This window comes from Arthrobacter sp. NPDC093139 (assembly GCF_044754165.1).
Classification (GTDB): domain Bacteria; phylum Actinomycetota; class Actinomycetes; order Actinomycetales; family Micrococcaceae; genus Arthrobacter.
Genome location: NZ_JBIVOO010000012.1, coordinates 1 through 16,982, shown reverse-complemented (window position 1 = coordinate 16,982; position 16,982 = coordinate 1). Strand labels below are relative to the sequence as shown.

Below are 16,982 nucleotides of genomic sequence, written 5' to 3'. Positions count from 1 at the left end.
ACAAGAATCCGAATGGAGCACCATGCTTACCGCAGAAGAGACCCAGGACAAGGAACGCCCCCTCCGCGAGGCTGTCCGGGACACCCTCCGCACCCGGATTTTTGAAGGGCACTACGCTCCCGGCACGCGGCTGGTGGAACGCGACCTCGCCGCGGAATTCAACGTGTCACGGCTCCCCGTCAGGGAAGCCCTGCGCATGCTCCGCCAGGAAGGCCTCATCAGCGACCGGGGAGCCCGCGGCGCGGAAGTCAGCACACTCAGCCCCAAGGACGTCGAGGACCTGTTCGATGTCCGGCAGTCCCTGGAGGTGTTGGCCTGCCGGCTGGCCGCCGTCCGCGCCACGCCGGAGGAGCTGTCCCGCCTCAAGGGCCTGCTCGATGAGGCGGAGCTTTGCCTCACCAAGGGTGCCGTGATGGAAGCCCACCGGGCCAACAGTGAATTCCACGATGCCATCACCGGCATCGCCGACAACAACTTCCTCAAATCCGCACTGGAACCCCTCCAGGGACGCATGCACTGGCTCTTCCGCCACGTCAGCGACCTGCCGGAGCTGATCCAGGAACACCGCGACCTCTACGATGCGATCGCCAGCGGCGACCCGGACCGGGCGGCCGCACAGTCGGCGTCGCACATCGGCAAGTACCGTGAGCAGTTCCCCGAGGACTTCCAGAAAACCGAACCCACGCTGCATCGGAAGAAGAAATGAAACTGCTCGTCATCAACCCCAACATCAGCGACGACGTCACTGCCCTCATCGAGTCCGAGGCCCTGCGCTCCGCAGCCGCGGGCACGGAACTGGTGGTCCGCACGGCCGGCCACGGCGTGGAGTACATCGAAACCCGTTTTGAGTCCCTCATCGCGGCAGGCGCTGCCGCGGAGATCATTGCCGAGTACGGCACTGCCGTCGACTGCCCTGCTATCCACGCCGCTCCTGTCGACGCCGTCATAGTGGCCGCCTTCGGCGACCCCGGCATGCCGGCGCTGAAGGAACTCACAGACGTGCCGGTCATCGGCATCACGGAGGCGGCGCTCTGCGCGGCCGCCCTGCAGGGGCACCGCTTCTCCATCATCGCCATCTCGGACCGGATCCGGCCGTGGTACCTGGACTGCGTGGAGCGGTTCGGCCTTGCCGGCCGGCTGGCCTCCATCCGCTCGATCAATGAATCCCTGAATGCCATCGGCTCCGTGCAGCAGGACTTCAAGGAAACCCTGCTGGCACTCAGCCGGCAGGCCGTCACAGAGGATGGGGCCGACGTCGTCATCCTGGCGGGTGCGCCCCTCGCCGGGCTTGCCCGCGACCTTCGGGGTCAGATTCCTGTCCCCGTGGTGGACGGCATTTCGGCCGGCATCCGCATGGCGGAGGCCGTAGTGGGGCTCCAGTCCGGGCCGCACCGCGCCGGCGCCTTCGCTCCGCCGCCGGTCAAGGCCCGCAAGGGACTTTCCGAGAACCTCGACGCCGCCCTGGCGAAAGCCCAGACGGCAGCGTATGCCGCCCGCCCGGCAGCTCCGGCGCCGGTCAACTAGTCCAACCCGCTTCCCCGATAAGGAGGACAATGATGTCCCACACGCCAGAACTCGTGGTCGCCAACGGCACCGTGGTCAACAGCTTCGGCCGCCAAAACGCCCACATCGTCATCCGCGACGGCAAAATTATCCGGCTGGTCGCAGCCTCTGAGCCGGTGCCCGAGGCCGAAAGCACCATCGACGCCGCCGGCCGCCTCGTGATCCCCGGCGGCGTCGACGGCCACTGCCACGTGGCACAGGTGACCGGACGCTTCCGCACCCTGGACGACTACAAAACCACCTCCACCGCAGCGCTGTGGGGCGGCACCACCACGATCATCGACTTCGGCATCCCCCGCGACGCCCGGGAAACCCCGCTGGCGGCCGTGTTGAACAAAAAGGAACTGGCCCGGGAATCGCGCTGCGACGTCGCACTCCACGGTTCGGTGGTCAGCTGGGATGAGACCGTGCCGTGGCAGCTGGAACAGCTGGCCGCCGAGGGCGTGCGGTCGGTCAAGATGTACACGACCAACCGCGGCACCACCATGGCCGACGGGGACACCATCCTGAAGGTCATGCGCGAGATGGTGAGGCTGGACGGCCTCACCTACATCCACGCTGAACACGACCCCATCATCGCGGACTGCACCGCACAGCACGCCGATGACGGCCGGATCGGCATCGAACATCTGCACCGGACCCGCCCGGAGCTGGCCGAGGAAATCTCGGTCAAGGAAACGCTGGCCATGGCCGAATACACCAGGGCTCCCGTGTACTTTGTCCACCAGTCAACCCCCGGCGCCGTGGACCTGGTCACCGAGGCACGCAGCAGCGGCCAGGAGGCGTACTCCGAGACGTGCCCCCACTACCTCAGCCTCGATGATTCCGTCTACGGTTCGGCCTTCCCCGAATGGTATGCCTGCTGCCCGCCGATGCGGAGCGCCGAAACCGTTGCCGCCCTCAAGGAGCGCCTTGCCGACGGCGCCATCCACACCGTCTCCTCGGACCACTCCTGCTACGACCTCTCGCAGAAGCGCGAACGCACCGACGACATCCGGGCCATGCCGCACGGCCTGCCCGGCGTGGAAACGCGGATGCCGGTCACGTTCACGGCCATGATGGAATCCCCCCGCAACACGGTGGAGGACTTCGTTGAGGTCTTCTCCGCCGGGCCCGCCCGGATCAACGCGGTTCCGGGCAAGGGGACCATCGCCGAGGGCTTCGACGCCGACCTCGTGATCTTCGATCCCGCCGAGGAACGCACGGTCGACGGCGGGAGCCTCCACATGGGCACAGACTTCTCCCCGTTCGACGGCGTCCGGCTGACCGGCTGGCCCGGCGTCGTGGTTTCCGCCGGGCGCGTGGTGGTGGACGCCGGCAGCTTCCACGATCCCGGCCCGGTGGGCCGCTTCGTGGCCCGCAACGGCTTCCGCGAACACACAGCAGCACCGGCCACGCCGGCGACCGTCCCCGCAACGTCTTAGGAGCACCCATGCCTTCCGCACCACGCAAGACCCGCATCGGCATGATCGTGCCGTCTTCCAACACTTGTCTTGAACCGCAGAGCTACCGCATCCTGGGTGACCGGGACGACGTCACCATCCACTTCACCCGGATCCCCGTGACCCGGATAGCCTTGGACGACTCCTCAGATAAGCAGTTCGATCCGGCCGTCATGCGTGATGCGGCCGGGCTCCTCGCGACGGCGGACGTGGACGTCATTGCCTGGAACGGCACCTCGGGGTCCTGGCTCGGAGCGGACCACGACCGCGAGCTGGTACGGGAGATCTCCGAGGCCACTGGCATCCCGGCCACGACGTCCACACTTGCCTATCTGGAGGCGTTCCGGTCGTTCGGCACGGAGCGGATCGGGCTGTTCACGCCGTACACGGAGGACGTGAACCTTGCCGTCATCACCTCCTATGAGCGGGACGGCATCAAAACGGTGGGCCACCGCGGCCTGGGCCTGAGCGACAACGAGTCCTTCGGCCGGGTCAGCGACGAGGAGATGCGCCCCGGTTCACTGGAACTGGCGGCAGCGGCGCCGGACGCCCTGGTCTACCTGTGCACCAACCTGTACGGTGCCAACATCGCGGCCGAAGTCGAAGCCGAAACCGGTGTTCCCGTACTGGATTCCGTGGCTGTGACCCTGTGGCACTGCCTCAAACTTGCCGGGTCCCCCTTGCTCGCACCAAGGTGGGGCAGGCTGCTCGCGGACTGACACCAGCCCGCCGATAGACAGCAGTCCGGACAAGATAGACGGCGGCGGGACGCCCACTGGGAGCGGCCCACCGCCGTCGACACTTAGACCCGTGCGCTACATGCGGATCCTGAGTGCACCCGGCTCCAAGCGGATGGCCATGTGTTTACCGGCGCCGACGTGGTCACCGTCGAGCTGGAACTCCTGCGCATGCTCCAGGGTGACCTCTGCGCTCTTGCCCTGGAAGTACTCCGCTGATTGCCGCTTGTTCTTCCTGCGGCCGAAAATACCGGCGATGACACCCAGCCAGCCGAACCTGCCGCGCGGGGCCAGGACCAGCAGGTCAAGGAGGCCGTCGTCGATCTTCGCCTCAGGGAAAATCTCTATTCCTCCCATGAGCCGGCCGCAGTTGCCAATCATCACACTGCGGATCCGGCGCTTGACCGGGTGCTTGCCCTCCATACGAACGGTGGCCCTGACGGGCTTGCCGGGCAGCTTGCGGATACCCGCTTCGACGTAAGCGAGCCAGCCCATCCGGTCCTTGAGGACATCCACTGTGTCCGCCATGATTGCGGCGTCGTAGCCCACTCCGGCCATCACCAGGAACACGTTCTCGTCCTCGGAGTGGTCGAAGCTGCACCTGACCACGTCCACGGTGCGTTCCGTGCCATTCAGCACGTCATACGCTGCAGAGACGGGGTCACTGACGTCCACGCCGAGGTTGCGGGCCAGCAGGTTGCCGGTTCCGAGCGGCACCAGCCCCAGCGGAGTGTCAGTTCCTGCGAGCACCTCCGCCACACAGCGCACGGTGCCGTCGCCGCCGGCGGCGATAACGACGTCGACCCCGGCCTCCACCGCCTGGCGAGCCTGGCCAGTGCCCGGATCCTCAACGGTGGTTTCCAGCCACAACGGTTCAGCCCAGCCCTGCGTGTCGCACAGCCGGATCAGCGCGGCGCGGAGGTCTGCGCCAGCAGCGACCTTGGCGGGATTGATGACCACGGCGGCCCGTTGCGGCGGGGAGGCGATGTTCGCTGGCATGATGTCCTTCGACTGATGAGGGCGGCAAAGCCGCGGAACTCAAATGGTAGCCGGGTTCCCTGGATTTACGCAGCATGCTTCGTAAATCCTGCCGCCACGAGCACCACGTTTTCTTCACCGGACGGGCGCCCGACGGGTGCACTCAGTGAGGGCGCGCTCCTACAGCGCCTTGACGGCACCCAGCACCTTCGTGAGCGACTCTTTGGCATCGCCGAACAGCAGGGTGGTCTGCGGCTCGTACATGAGATCGTTTTCGATCCCAGCGAAGCCCGGGCGCAGCGAGCGCTTGAGGAACACCACCTGCCGCGCGTCGGCCACCTCGAGGATGGGCATGCCGTAGATCGGCGAACCGGCGGACGTCTTGGCCGCGGGATTGACGACGTCGTTCGCTCCGACAACCAGCGCTACGTCGGCGGTCCGGAACTCGGAGTTGATTTCACCCATCTCCTTGAGCGACTCGTAGGGCACATTGGCCTCGGCCAGCAGCACGTTCATGTGCCCCGGCATGCGCCCGGCCACGGGGTGGATGGCGAAGTCCACGCTGATGCCGCGGGACTCCAGGGCCAGGGCGAGCTCCGCGGCGGTGTGCTGTCCCTGCGCCACCGCGAGGCCGTACCCGGGCACGATGATCACCCGCTGCGCATAACCCAGGAGCACCGCCACGTCCTCCGCGCTGGAGGAGCGCACGGGGCGGTCGCTGACCGCCGTCGATCCCGCCGTCGAACCTCCCCGGAACGCCCCGAAGAGTATGCCGGCAACGCTGCGGCCCATGGCCGCCGCCATGGCCCGGGTGAGAATGGTGCCCGACGCTCCCACCAGCGTGCCCGCCACCACCAAGAGCACATTTCCCAGCACCAGGCCAGAGGCCGCGACAGCGAGGCCGGTGAAGGCGTTGAGCAGGGAAATGACGATCGGTACGTCCGCGCCGCCGACCGGCAGGACCAGCAGCACGCCGGCCACCAGGCCGAGCAGCAGGAGCACCAGCGCGAGCGCCAGCGACCCACCCAGAACGACGGCGGCCCCGGCCCCTACCGCCGCCAGCAGCACCGCGCCCATCACGGCCGGCAGACCCGGGAACACCACCGGACGGGTGGTCATCAGCTCCTGCAGTTTGGCGAACGTGACGCCGGAACCGGAGAAGGAGACGGCACCTACGAGCAGGGTAAAGACGACGGCGACGCGCATCCAGGAGTCCTCGGCGTGGGGCAGTTCGAGCAGCGCCACCAACGCGGCCGCACCGCCGCCCACACCGTTGAAGAGCGCCACCAGCTGCGGCATCTGGGTCATCTTGACGCGGCGGGCGACTGGAGCTGCCACGCCGGACCCCACGGCGATGGCGCCCACGATCCACGGGATGTTGTCCAGCCGGACGGAAAAGAAGACCGTCACGACGGCGACCAGCGCACCAAAGGCGCCGATGAGGTTGCCGCGGCGTGCCGTGCGCGGCGAGTTCAGGCCTTTGAGGGCGAGGATAAAAAACACGGCCGCCACGAGGTAGAGCAGCGACGTCAGCGTGGGGTCAAGGAGTGTCATTTAACGCTCTCCTGTCCTTCGCGGGACTGGTCTTCGCGGGGCGCGCCTTTGCGGAATGTTCCTGGCTGATTTTCCGTCTTGCCCGAACGCCCCCGGAACATTTCCAGCATCCGGTCCGTCACCACGAAGCCGCCGACCAGGTTTGCGGTGGCGAGAACGACTGCGAGGAGTGCGACGGCGAGCACCCACGGGTGTGCTGCCTGGCCCGCAACAATGATGGCGCCCACCAGGATGATGCCGTGGATGGCGTTGGCGCCGGACATCAGCGGGGTGTGCAGCGTGCTGGAGACTTTGGAAACCACTTCAAAGCCCACGAAGACCGCCAGCACGGTGATCGTCAGCAGGCTGATGCCGTCCATCAGACCACCCCCTCGTTCTCGGACGCCTTCTCGTTTTCTGCCGCGAGCGCGGCGAGCGCCTCCGCCGTGGGTGGATGCCGCACCACGCCCTCGTGCGTCAGGCAGGCGCCGGCAATCACATCGTCGTCGAAATCCGGCGCCACTGTGCCGCCCCGGGTCATCAGGGCCAGCAGGTTGGCCACGTTCTTTGCGTACAGCCGGGAGGCGTCAGTGGGCATGGCGGACGGCGCGTCCTTCAGGCCGACGACGGTGACGGCGCCCCGGCCGTCGGCGGTTGGGAACTGGACGTCCCGTCCCGGCAGGGAACCCTCCACGTTGCCGCCGGACTCCGCGGCGAGGTCGACGACGACAGACCCCGGGCGCATAGCCTCCACCATGTCCCGGGTTACCAGGAGCGGTGCCCGCCGTCCGGGGACGGCCGCCGTCGTGATCAGCACGTCCGCCTCGGCGACGTGCGGCGCCAGCAGCCGGCGCTGCAGGGCCCCGCGGTCGGCGCTGAGCTCGCGTGCGTACCCGCCCGACGCCTCCGCCGTCTCAAGGTCCAGTTTGATGAACGTGCCGCCCATCGAGGTGACTTCCTCCGCAGAGGAGGGACGGATGTCGTTGGCCGAAACACGCGCGCCGAGCCTCTTCGCCGTGCCGATGGCCTGCAGCCCGGCCACGCCGACGCCGAGGACCAGGACCCGCGCGGGCGGGACGGTTCCGGCGGCAGTCATATAGAGGGGAAAGAAGCGGGGCAGCCGGATGGCCGCCTCCAGCACGCAGCGGTAGCCGGCCACAAGCGCCTGGGAGGACAAGGCGTCCATGGACTGCGCGCGCGAGATCCGCGGGACAAGCTCCAGGGCGAACGATGTGACGCCTCCGTCGGCGAGTTCCCTCACGGTGGCGAGTTCGGACGACGGCGACGCCAGTCCCACGGTGACGGCCCCGCGGCGCAAGGCTGCCGCCGTCGGAAGTTCGAGCGGACGGACATGGGCGTACACATCGAGTTCCCCGAGGTCCAGGTCCTGAACCACCAGGGCACCGGCCTGCAGGTAGTCGTCGTCACCGTGCCCCGCGAAGACCCCCGCCCGGGACTCGACCAGCACCTCCAGCCCCAGTCCGGCCAGCTGTTTCACGGTCTCTGGCGTCGCGGCGACCCGCCGTTCGCCTTCCCTGCGCTCCCGCGCGATGCCCAGCTTCACCCGCCACTTCCTTCCAACGGGTGCAGCGGCGCTTCCCGCTCCTCGGGGTCCCCGCCCGGGGCAGGATTCACGGAGCGGCGCTGCTGCACGTAGTTGGCTAGAGTCTATGGCCCCGGGACGCCGGGCGGTACGTCATTCATGGGGGCAAATTTCAGCGGGAGCGGCCGGTTTGCCGCCACGTGCGCGCTACCGTCCGGCCGAGAAGTCGGCCGAGATTTTTTCAGCCGTCGCCACTGTTTCCTTGCGGACCGAATCCAGGTACCCCTCGGGATCCGGCTTGGCCGCCACGGACTGGGCCTGCAGCGAAACGTTGACGGCCGCCACCACCTTCGTGCCGTGATAGACGGGCGCGGCGACGGACATCAGCCCCAGTTCGAGCTCCTGGTCCAGCAGGCACCAGCCCTGGGCCCGTACCGTGTCGAGGACGGCCAAAAGCTCCTTCACGGTGCCGACCGCCCGGGGCGTGAGCGGCTTGACCTCCGCCGCGGCCAGGTATTGCTTGAGCTGCTCCGGCGGGAGGCCTGCGAGAAGCACCCTGCCCATCGAGGTGGCGTAGGCGGGGAACCTCGTGCCCACAGTGATGCCGATGGTCATGATCCGGCGGGTCGTCACCCGTGCGATGTAGGCGATGTCGGTCCCGTCCAAAACGGCCGCCGACGTGGACTCACCGAGCTTCACGGACAGCTCCTCGAGGTGCGGCTGCGCCAGCTGCGGAAGGGACAGGCCCGACAGGTAGGCGTAGCCGAGCTGCAGCACCTGGGCGGTCAGTGCAAAGGTCTTCCCGTCGGTGCGGACGTAGCCGAGCTCCACCAGAGTGTGCAGGAAACGGCGTGCAGTCGCCCGGGTGAGGTCGGTGCGGGCGGCCACCTCCGTGAGGGTCATTTCGGAGTGGTCGCTGTCGAATGCCCGGATCACGGCAAGCCCGCGTGCCAGCGACTGCACGTACTGGTCACTCGCCGCCGGTGCCGCTCCGGCCTTCGGCGTGCGGTTTGCCCCCGGCGCGGTGCCTGCTGCTGCGTCGCTCATGGTTACCAATCCTATTGGCGCGAACGAACACTTAAGCGCCCACCCCCGTGCCCATGCGCGAACTGGCAGGTGATGCCCGCAAAATGCGGATTTGAAGGCATTTGCTGCCAGTTCGTGCGGGAAGGGGGAGGCGGGTGGTCTGGTTAGCGGTCGACGGCGGGGGCTGCTGTGAGGGGGACGGGCACCAGGGCCTGCAGTTCCTCGAGGGTGCAGCCGAAGGTTTCGCGGACCTGCACGCCGTCGGGGCCGGTCAGGAAAACTGCTTTGTCGGTGTAGACGCGCGTCACGCAGCCCACGCCGGTGAGCGGATAGGTGCAGGCTTCGACGATCTTGGAGGCGCCGTCGCGCGTCAGGAGCGTCATCATCACGAACACGTCCTTGGCTCCGGTGGCCAGGTCCATTGCCCCGCCCACAGCAGGGATGGCGTCCGGGGCTCCGGTGTGCCAGTTGGCGAGGTCACCGCCAGCGGAGACCTGGAAGGCGCCCAGCACGCAGATGTCCAGGTGCCCGCCGCGCATGATCGCGAACGAATCGGCGTGGTGGAAGTAGGACGCGCCCGGCAGCTCGGTTACGGGGATCTTGCCGGCATTGATCAGGTCGCCGTCGATCTGATCCCCTTCAGCGACAGGGCCCATGCCCAGCATGCCGTTCTCGGTGTGGAGCGTGATGTTCTGCTCGGGCTGGAGGTAGTTCGACACCAGCGTGGGCTGGCCAATGCCCAGGTTCACGAAAGAGCCAGGGGCGATGTCGCGGGCCACCAGCCGGGCAAGGTCGTCCCGGCCCAGGGACATTTCGCTGGTCTGGATCGGTGCTGTCTGGATGCTCACGTCAGGCCACCTTAACGATGCTGTTGACGTAAATGCCGGGGGTCACGACGTTCTCCGGGTCCAGCCCGCCGGTGGGCACGAGCTCGGCCACCTGGGCGATGGTGTGCTTCGCCGCGGCGGCCATGATGGGGCCGAAGTTCCGGGCGGTCTTGCGGTACACCAGGTTCCCCACGCCGTCGGCCTTGAGCGCCTTGATCAGCGCGACATCGGCATGGATCGGGGTCTCAAAAACCTGCCCGCGGCCGTCGATGATCCGGGTCTCCTTGCCCTCGGCGAGCATGGTGCCGTAGCCGGTGGGAGTGAAAAAGCCGCCGATGCCGGCGCCGGCCGCCCTGATGCGTTCAGCGAGGTTGCCCTGCGGCACGAGTTCCAGCTCGATCTGCCCGGCCTTGTACCTGGCGTCAAAGTGCCAGGAATCGGACTGACGCGGGAAGGAGCAGATCATCTTGCGGACCCGGCCTTCCTTGATGAGCAGCGCCAGGCCCTGGTCGCCCTGGCCCGCGTTGTTGTTCACCACGGTCAGCTCGGTGGCGCCGCTGTCCAGCAGCGCGTCGATCAGTTCGAACGGCTGCCCGGCGTTACCGAACCCGCCGATCATCACGGTAGAGCCGTCCTTGACGGCCCCGACGGCCTCGTGGACCGTATCTACGAAGTTCACCATGGCTCAGCCCTTTCCGGCAGTCACGTTTTCCAGGACCACGGCCAGGCCTTGGCCGACGCCGATGCAGATCGCGGCGACGCCCCAGCGCTCACGGGAGGCCTGCAGGCTGCGGGCCAGCGTGCCCAAGATCCTGGTCCCGGACGCGCCCAGCGGGTGGCCCATGGCGATCGCGCCCCCGTGCCGGTTCACGATCGAGGAGTCGATGCCCCAGGCATTGATGCACGCCAGGGACTGGGCGGCGAACGCTTCGTTAAGTTCGACGGCGCCCACCTGGTCCCAGCCGATGCCCGCCTTCGCGAGGGCCTTATTGGCCGCTTCCACTGGGGCGTAGCCGAAGTACTGGGGGTCGTTGGCGTGTGCGCCCCGGCCCGCGATCCGGCTAAGCGGCTCCATGCCCAGCAGCCCGGCGGCACTCTCGGACCCAATCCAGGCCGCGGACGCGCCGTCGGACAGCGGCGACGCGTTGCCCGCGGTGACCGTGCCACCCTCAGGCCCGCCGTTCTCGGTCCGGAACACGGTCTTCAGCCCGGCGAGCTTCTCCGCAGTTGAGCCGGGCCGGATGCCCTCATCGCGCACGAGGTCCGTCCCCGGAACCGGCGCGACGAGGTTGTCGTAGAATCCCTCGTCCCACGCTGCGGCGGACAGGTTGTGGGAGTTCGCGGCGAACTCGTCCTGCTGCGCCCGGGTCACCTTGTACTTCTCGCGCAGCCGTTCGGTGGCCTCGCCCAGGGAGATGGTCCACTCCTTCGGCATGGCCTTGTTCACCAGGCGCCAGCCCAGCGTGGTGGAGGCCAGGGTCATGTCCCCGGCCGGGTAGGGCTTCTCTGTCTTGGGCAGCACCCACGGGGCACGGGACATCGACTCGGCCCCGCCCACCAGCATCAGCTCGGCGTCGCCGGCGTTGATCTGCCGGGAGGCGATGATCGCCGCGTCCAGGGACGAGCCGCAGAGCCGGTTGACGGTGGTCCCGGGGATCGACACCGGCAGCCCTGCCAGCAGGGTTCCCATCCGGGCGATGTTGCGGTTCTCCTCGCCCGCGCCGTTGGCGTTGCCGAAAACGACCTCGTCGATCCGCTCGGGGTCCAAACCGGGAGCACGCGTTACGGATTCCCTGATCACGTGGGCGGCGAGGTCGTCCGGACGGACGCCGGCAAGGCCGGAGCCGAACTTTCCAAAAGGAGTGCGTACGGCGTCGTACACAAAAGCCTGGTTCATGAATTGCTGTCCATTTCGGTGTTGTCCATTGGTGTGTTGTCCATTTCAGCGTTCTCCATTGCATGGAAAACCTGCTGCGCTGTCTTGAAGGCAGTGTTGGCGAGGCAGCTCAGTGGGTTCTCCGGACTGGCCGCCTTGGCCCGCAGGCTCGAGGCACTGGACCTGCCGGTGCAGACCGGCGGTGCGGCCGGAACGTCCAGGTGAAATCGCCTTCGTGTTCATGCATGCGGGGGGAGCGGGACGGCACAACGCCATCGCCGATCAGTCCCACGAGGTAGGACTCAGTTCGATTGCTCATGCGTGCGGCTCCTTTGACAACGGCACACGGCCTGCAGGGAGCAGGACACGCCGGCTAACCAGGTGATAGGAATTACGGTACAGCAGAAGTTCACATCATGCACCATTGTTCTACATACGAACACAAATGAGCAGGCAAGTCAGCGCTGCGGCAGGGGAACCAGCGCCACGAGGGCTTCCAAGGTGAGGCGGAACACCGGAACAGCGGTGGCGAGCGCACTCTCCAGCGCCGTCCTCACCCCGGTCTTCCTGCTCAGCCTCGAGTCGGGCACCGTGCCGCTGATATTCCTGGCGGCCATCGGCTTCTTCTCCTGCGGCTACGCGGCCTCGAACGCGGTCTGGCCGTCCTTCTACGCCGAGATGTTCAGCACAAAGGTCCGGTTCTCCGGCCTGGCCATCGGCACCCAGCTGGGCTTCCTGATGGCAGGCTTCGCACCGGCGCAGGTACGTCCCGCCGTCGTGACCCCGTTTGCCTGCCAAACGCCCCATGACACGGCGAGTCCCCCGTCTATTCGGCGGGCTTAGCTTCAAAGAAGGTCACGACGGCGACCCCGTTGCCAGCACCTCTGCCAGATCGAAGTTCACCGGCTCCTCCAGCTGCTCATACGTGCACGACTCCGGGTCGCGGTCCGGGCGCCAGCGGACAAACTGCGCCGTGTGCCGGAACCGCTCGCCCTCCATATGGTCGTACTTCACTTCCAGCACCCGCTCCGGGCGCAGCGGGGTGAAGGACAGGTCCTTTCCCGCGCTCCAACGGCTGCCCTCGGCATTGCGCGGCGTGCGGGTCCCTTCCTCCTGCTTGGCCCAGGCCCACGGGTGGTGGTCAAAGTCCGTGACCAGCGGCTGCAGCTCCTCGAAAAGCTCCTTCCGCCGCTGCATGGGAAAGGCGCCGACCACCCCTACGCTGGCCAATTCGCCGTCGGGCCTGTACAGGCCCAGCAGCAGGGATCCGATGGCAGCCGGGCCGCTCTTGTGCAGCCGGTACCCGGCCAGGACGCAGTCGGCCGTGCGTTCATGCTTGACCTTGAACATGACCCGCTTGTCCGGCTGGTACACGCCATTGAGGGGTTTCGCGATGATCCCGTCGAGTCCTGCGCCCTCAAACTGGTGGAACCATTTTCCGGCCAGCTCCCGGTCCTGCGTGGCGGCAGTCAGGTGGACCGGGGCGCTGGCGGCGGTGAAGACTTCCTCCAGGGCTGCGCGGCGCTCCGCGAAGGGCCTGCCGCTGAAGTCCTCATCGCCCAGTGCCAGCAGATCAAAGGCCACGAACTTGGCGGGCGTCTGCTGGGACAACAGTTTCACGCGGCTCGCGGCCGGGTGGATCCGCTGCTGCAGGGCGTCGAAGTCGAGCCGGTCCCCGGAAGCCCCCACCAGCACGATCTCGCCATCGAGCACGCATTTTGGCGGCAGGTTCGCCTTCAGCGCTTCCACGAGCTCGGGGAAGTAGCGCGTCATCGGCTTTTCGTTGCGGCTGCCGATCTCCACGTCGTCGCCGTCGCGGAAGATGATGGACCGGAACCCGTCCCACTTCGGCTCGTAGCTCATGGCCCCGTCCGGGATGGTGGCCACCGATTTGGCGAGCATCGGAGAAACGGGAGGCATGACCGGCAGCTGCATAGGCCCCATTCTTACCCGCGGCCCGCTCCCACGCCACCCCCTCCGTGGCAAGCGGCCGGTTGCCTATGGGCAACGACAGATGGCAAGGCCTACTCCGGATCAGCCGATGTCCACCCGAAGTTCCACGGGGACGGCACGTCTCACTGCATCGTCAACGGGGCAGTGGGCCACGCCCCAGCTGATGATCCCGCGCAGTGTCTCCGCGTCAACGCCGGCGGCGGCTGCCCGAACGGCAACCCCGGCGCGGATCGGCCCCGCAGGGATGTCTGCTGCAATCCCTAGGATGCCCCGGTCGTCAGACTCGCTGTCCACCGTGACCTCCAGCCGGTCCAGGGTGATCCCCGATTCTGCTGCTCGCATGGCAATGAGCGTGGCCACGCAAGACGCGTAGGCCGCGCGGAAAAGCCAGCCCGGGGACGGCGCGGTCCCGCCACCGCCCACGCCTGCGACCATGTCCGTCACGGTGGAGGAGCCGTCTACGCCGGTTATGTTTATCCGGAGGCCGTTTTCAACCACAGCCGTGGCAGCACTGTCCCGGTACCGCGCCTCTTCGGGGTTGGCGGTGAGATATTCGCGCGCAGCCGCTATGGCGGTGGCTATTTTGTCCTGTCCCACGGGTAGCGCCTCCGTTTGCTCCTCGCGCCGCCGTTCAGCGGACGGCCGTGTATTGACGTGTGCTCCTGCCCGATAGGTTAGGGCTGAATCGGGAGCGGGGCCAGAGGCGGCCCTCGACACTGGCAACGGCCGCCGGTAGACATTAACGATGGCAGCCATCGGTTTTCACGCATCGCATGAACAGATCAGCCCGGGACAGCTCCTGAAGGATGTCCAGCACGCAGAGGAGGCCGGCTTCGACGCCGCCATGTGCTCGGACCACATCGAACCCTGGTCCGCGCGGCAGGGGCATTCCGGATTCGCCTGGTCCTGGCTGGGGGCGGCGCTGGCAACTACGAGGATGCGGTTCGGAGTGGTGAACGCACCGGGCCAGCGCTACCACCCCGCCATCATCGCCCACGCCTCAGCCACGCTGGCCTCGATGTTCCCGGAGCGGTTCTGGGTGGCTCTGGGCAGCGGAGAGAACATGAACGAGCACATCACCGGGGACCCATGGCCGCTGAAGGAGACCCGCCAGCAGCGGCTGGAAGAGTGTGTCAGCGTAATCCGTCGCCTGCACGCCGGCGAGGAGGTCACGCACCATGGGCTGGTCACGGTGGAACAGGCACGGATCTGGGATGTCCCGGACCCCGCGCCGCAGCTCATCGCCCCTGCCATCAGCGTGGAGACCGCCCGACGCTCCGCCGCCTGGGCGGACGGGCTGGTCACCGTGAACCAGCCCCATGACAAGCTCCGCGAGATGCTCAGCGCGTACCGGGACCACGGCGGCCGGGGCAAAGCGATCCTGCAGATCCACCTGTCCTGGGCCCCCACAGAGGAGGAAGCCGTGGCCATTGCCGGGGACCAGTGGCGGTCCAACGTCTTTGCCCCGCCCATCCCCTGGGATTTGCCGACCGCCGCCCATTTCGACGGGGTCAGCGCAGAGGTGGGCGAGGAACAGCTCCGCAAATCGGTGAACATCTCCGCCAGCCTGGACCAGCATGCCGAGTGGCTCGGGGAATACGCGGACCTCGGTTTCGACGAGCTGTATCTCCACTTCGTGGGACAGCAGCAGGCCCCGTTCATCGATGCGTTCGCCGGAAAGGTGTTGCCCCAGCTGCGGGAGGTGCGCGCCGCATGAAAATCGCAGCGACTTCGGACCTGTGGTGGAAGAACGCCGTCATTTACTGCCTCGACGTCGAGACCTTTTTCGACGACGACGGTGACGGCACCGGCGATTTCGCCGGACTCACCCAGCGTGTGGACTACCTCGCGGCGCTGGGGGTGAGCTGCATCTGGCTCATGCCGTTCTACCCGTCGCCGGACCGGGACGACGGCTACGACGTCACAGATTTTTTCAGCGTGGACAGCCGGCTGGGTACCATGGGCGATCTGGTGGAGTTCATCCGCACGGCGAAGGACCGCGGCATCCGGGTGATCGCGGACTTCGTGGTCAACCACACCTCGAACCAGCATCCGTGGTTCCTGGAAGCCAGGAAGTCCGTGGACAACCCGTACCGCGACTTTTATGTGTGGCGCAAGGACACCCCGCCGGATACCTCCTCGGAAGTGGTGTTCCCGGGGGAACAGACGTCCATCTGGACCCAGGATGACGCCACCGGCGAGTGGTATCTGCACATGTTTAACGAGCACCAGCCGGACCTCAACGTCACCAACCCCAAGGTCCGAAATGAGATAGCCAAGGCCATGGGCCTGTGGCTGGAGCTGGGCTTGGAGGGTTTCCGGCTCGATGCCGTGCCGTTCTTCCTGGAAACCCGCGGGCAGCCCAAAGATGAGGCCGCCAACATCGATCCGCACGACTACCTGGCCGCCCTGCGCAGTTTCCTCGACCGGCGCAAGGGCAGCGCGGTGCTGCTGGGCGAGGTGAACCTGCCGTACAAGGAGCAACTGGAATACTTCGGCGGGGCCGAGGGCAACGAGCTGAACATGCAGTTCGACTTCATGTCCATGCAGCACCTCTACCTTTCGCTGGCCCGGAAGGATGCCCGGCCGCTGGCGGAGACGCTGAAGGCCCGGCCGCCGCTGAATCCGGACAACCAGTGGGCCATGTTTGTCCGCAACCATGACGAGCTGACCCTGGACAAGCTCAGTGACGGCGAGCGGGAGGAGGTCTTTGCCGCGTTCGGCCCGGAGAAGAACATGCAGGTATACGGCCGGGGCCTGCGGCGCAGGTTGCCGCCGATGCTGGGCGGCGATGCCGGCCGGATCCGGATGGTCTACTCGCTGATGTTCTCGCTGCCGGGCACGCCCGTGCTGTACTACGGCGAAGAAATCGGGATGGGTGAGGACCTGCGGCAGAAGAGCCGGGCTGCGGTCCGGACGCCCATGCAGTGGACCAGCGAGAAGAACGGCGGGTTTTCGGATGCCAAGGCCTCCGACCTGATGGCTCCTGTGGTGCGCGGGGACTTCGGCCCGGACAACGTCAACGCGGCGGCTGCCAAGCGCGACCCGGAGTCACTGTGGAACTTCATGGCCACCCTCATCCAGCGCTACCGCGAGTGCCCTGAACTGGGCTGGGGAGAGTTCGCCGTCATCGACCAGCCCGAGCCGGCGGTCTTCGCGCACACCTGCAGCTCGGCCGGGACCACCCTGGTGCTGCTGCACAACTTCAGCGAGGACACCGTAAAGGTCAGCGGGAACGTGGGGCCAAAGGATGGCCCGCCGAGGGCTTTCAAGAGCGCCGTCCTGATGGACCTGCTCGACGGCGGCAACGAAGACTTGGAGCCCGACGGCGGGTTCATCGTTGAACTGGGACGCTACGGTTACCGCTGGTTCCGGGTGCACAGGCCTGGCGACAGGCCGGCTCCCTAGCTGTATTGTCCCGGCAGGTTGGTGACACGGGGATTTACTTGAAGCAATAAGAGGACCTCCGGGTGTTGTGTGGTGCTTGTCGAGAGCGAACACAAA

The 16,982-nt window shown here is 67.0% G+C and carries 16 protein-coding genes and 1 pseudogene; 7 read left to right on the top strand and 10 right to left on the bottom strand.

Features of this window, described 5'->3' with window-relative positions; genetic code table 11:
* Positions 1-22: 22 nt before the first annotated feature.
* The 4 genes from ACIP90_RS16690 to ACIP90_RS16675 are packed head-to-tail and all read left to right on the top strand — an operon-like array spanning position 23 to position 3,724.
* Positions 23-706 (top strand): GntR family transcriptional regulator, encoded by a 684-nt coding sequence (locus ACIP90_RS16690; protein WP_400580676.1) that lies wholly within the window; start codon positions 23-25, stop codon positions 704-706.
* On the top strand, positions 703-1,524 hold the full coding sequence (locus ACIP90_RS16685) for an aspartate/glutamate racemase family protein (RefSeq protein WP_400580675.1): 822 nt from the start codon (positions 703-705) through the stop codon (positions 1,522-1,524). The genes ACIP90_RS16690 and ACIP90_RS16685 overlap by 4 nt, the downstream gene beginning before the upstream one ends.
* A 32-nt stretch (positions 1,525-1,556) precedes the next feature.
* Positions 1,557-2,987, top strand: coding sequence for an amidohydrolase family protein (locus ACIP90_RS16680; RefSeq protein ID WP_400580674.1), 1,431 nt, complete (start codon positions 1,557-1,559; stop codon positions 2,985-2,987).
* Positions 2,988-2,995: 8 nt separating this feature from the next.
* Positions 2,996-3,724: an aspartate/glutamate racemase family protein gene (locus ACIP90_RS16675; protein WP_400580673.1), complete on the top strand. Its 729-nt coding sequence runs from the start codon at positions 2,996-2,998 to the stop codon at positions 3,722-3,724.
* A gap of 96 nt (positions 3,725-3,820) precedes the next feature.
* Here ACIP90_RS16675 and ACIP90_RS16670 read toward each other — a convergent pair whose 3' ends face one another.
* The 8 genes from ACIP90_RS16670 to ACIP90_RS16635 form a co-directional block, all read right to left on the bottom strand.
* On the bottom strand, positions 3,821-4,741 hold the full coding sequence (locus ACIP90_RS16670; RefSeq protein WP_400580672.1) for a diacylglycerol/lipid kinase family protein: 921 nt from the start codon (positions 4,739-4,741) through the stop codon (positions 3,821-3,823).
* 159 nt (positions 4,742-4,900) lie between these two features.
* Positions 4,901-6,274 carry an NAD(P)(+) transhydrogenase (Re/Si-specific) subunit beta gene (locus ACIP90_RS16665; protein ID WP_400580671.1) on the bottom strand — a complete coding sequence of 458 codons (1,374 nt, stop codon included), beginning with the start codon at positions 6,272-6,274 and terminating at the stop codon, positions 4,901-4,903.
* On the bottom strand, positions 6,271-6,633 hold the full coding sequence (locus ACIP90_RS16660; RefSeq protein WP_400580670.1) for an NAD(P) transhydrogenase subunit alpha: 363 nt from the start codon (positions 6,631-6,633) through the stop codon (positions 6,271-6,273). Before ACIP90_RS16660 ends, ACIP90_RS16665 begins: the two co-directional genes overlap by 4 nt.
* Positions 6,633-7,817 (bottom strand): Re/Si-specific NAD(P)(+) transhydrogenase subunit alpha, encoded by a 1,185-nt coding sequence (locus tag ACIP90_RS16655; protein WP_400580669.1) that lies wholly within the window; start codon positions 7,815-7,817, stop codon positions 6,633-6,635. Before ACIP90_RS16655 ends, ACIP90_RS16660 begins: the two co-directional genes overlap by 1 nt.
* Positions 7,818-8,003: 186 nt before the next feature.
* Entirely contained in the window at positions 8,004-8,843 is an 840-nt protein-coding gene (locus tag ACIP90_RS16650; RefSeq protein ID WP_400580668.1) for an IclR family transcriptional regulator C-terminal domain-containing protein, read from the bottom strand.
* Positions 8,844-8,986: 143 nt separating this feature from the next.
* A complete protein-coding gene (locus ACIP90_RS16645) occupies positions 8,987-9,634 on the bottom strand; it encodes a 3-oxoacid CoA-transferase subunit B (protein WP_400580775.1) in 648 nt (215 codons plus the stop codon).
* Positions 9,635-9,671: 37 nt separating this feature from the next.
* Positions 9,672-10,331: a 3-oxoacid CoA-transferase subunit A gene (locus tag ACIP90_RS16640; protein ID WP_400580667.1), complete on the bottom strand. Its 660-nt coding sequence runs from the start codon at positions 10,329-10,331 to the stop codon at positions 9,672-9,674.
* Positions 10,332-10,334: 3 nt separating this feature from the next.
* Positions 10,335-11,546, bottom strand: a complete 1,212-nt coding sequence (locus ACIP90_RS16635) for a thiolase family protein (RefSeq protein WP_400580666.1) — start codon at positions 11,544-11,546, stop codon at positions 10,335-10,337.
* A gap of 504 nt (positions 11,547-12,050) precedes the next feature.
* On the opposite strand from ACIP90_RS16635, the pseudogene ACIP90_RS16630 reads away from it, so the two are divergent.
* A pseudogene (locus ACIP90_RS16630) lies at positions 12,051-12,290 on the top strand (MFS transporter); the annotation flags it as partial.
* A 90-nt stretch (positions 12,291-12,380) separates the two neighbouring features.
* On the opposite strand, the gene ACIP90_RS16625 reads toward ACIP90_RS16630, so the two are convergent.
* Entirely contained in the window at positions 12,381-13,460 is a 1,080-nt protein-coding gene (locus tag ACIP90_RS16625) for an ATP-dependent DNA ligase (protein ID WP_400580665.1), read from the bottom strand.
* A gap of 99 nt (positions 13,461-13,559) precedes the next feature.
* On the bottom strand, positions 13,560-14,075 hold the full coding sequence (locus ACIP90_RS16620) for an OsmC family protein (protein WP_400580664.1): 516 nt from the start codon (positions 14,073-14,075) through the stop codon (positions 13,560-13,562).
* A 148-nt stretch (positions 14,076-14,223) separates the two neighbouring features.
* On the opposite strand from ACIP90_RS16620, the gene ACIP90_RS16615 reads away from it, so the two are divergent.
* Together ACIP90_RS16615 and ACIP90_RS16610 are read left to right on the top strand one after the other, a co-directional pair.
* Positions 14,224-15,195 (top strand): TIGR03885 family FMN-dependent LLM class oxidoreductase, encoded by a 972-nt coding sequence (locus ACIP90_RS16615; protein ID WP_400580663.1) that lies wholly within the window; start codon positions 14,224-14,226, stop codon positions 15,193-15,195.
* The gene (locus ACIP90_RS16610; RefSeq protein ID WP_400580662.1) at positions 15,192-16,886 is read left to right on the top strand and encodes an alpha-amylase family protein; all 1,695 of its coding nucleotides are present in this window, start codon (positions 15,192-15,194) and stop codon (positions 16,884-16,886) included. Before ACIP90_RS16615 ends, ACIP90_RS16610 begins: the two co-directional genes overlap by 4 nt.
* Positions 16,887-16,982 lie beyond the last annotated feature (96 nt).

Bases quoted from the DNA above. Each gene is read 5' to 3' on its own strand.
- ACIP90_RS16650 (WP_400580668.1), bottom strand. From the start codon at position 8,843: ATGAGCGACGCAGCAGCAGGCACCGCGCCGGGGGCAAACCGCACGCCG.
- ACIP90_RS16635 (WP_400580666.1), bottom strand. From the start codon at position 11,546: ATGAACCAGGCTTTTGTGTACGACGCCGTACGCACTCCTTTTGGAAAG.
- ACIP90_RS16640 (WP_400580667.1), bottom strand. From the start codon at position 10,331: ATGGTGAACTTCGTAGATACGGTCCACGAGGCCGTCGGGGCCGTCAAG.
- ACIP90_RS16645 (WP_400580775.1), bottom strand. From the start codon at position 9,634: ATGTCCCTGGGCCGGGACGACCTTGCCCGGCTGGTGGCCCGCGACATC.
- ACIP90_RS16680 (WP_400580674.1), top strand. From the start codon at position 1,557: ATGTCCCACACGCCAGAACTCGTGGTCGCCAACGGCACCGTGGTCAAC.
- ACIP90_RS16615 (WP_400580663.1), top strand. From the start codon at position 14,224: ATGGCAGCCATCGGTTTTCACGCATCGCATGAACAGATCAGCCCGGGA.
- ACIP90_RS16625 (WP_400580665.1), bottom strand. From the start codon at position 13,460: ATGCAGCTGCCGGTCATGCCTCCCGTTTCTCCGATGCTCGCCAAATCG.
- ACIP90_RS16665 (WP_400580671.1), bottom strand. From the start codon at position 6,274: ATGACACTCCTTGACCCCACGCTGACGTCGCTGCTCTACCTCGTGGCG.
- ACIP90_RS16690 (WP_400580676.1), top strand. From the start codon at position 23: ATGCTTACCGCAGAAGAGACCCAGGACAAGGAACGCCCCCTCCGCGAG.
- ACIP90_RS16610 (WP_400580662.1), top strand. From the start codon at position 15,192: ATGAAAATCGCAGCGACTTCGGACCTGTGGTGGAAGAACGCCGTCATT.
- ACIP90_RS16685 (WP_400580675.1), top strand. From the start codon at position 703: ATGAAACTGCTCGTCATCAACCCCAACATCAGCGACGACGTCACTGCC.
- ACIP90_RS16670 (WP_400580672.1), bottom strand. From the start codon at position 4,741: ATGCCAGCGAACATCGCCTCCCCGCCGCAACGGGCCGCCGTGGTCATC.
- ACIP90_RS16660 (WP_400580670.1), bottom strand. From the start codon at position 6,633: ATGGACGGCATCAGCCTGCTGACGATCACCGTGCTGGCGGTCTTCGTG.
- ACIP90_RS16675 (WP_400580673.1), top strand. From the start codon at position 2,996: ATGCCTTCCGCACCACGCAAGACCCGCATCGGCATGATCGTGCCGTCT.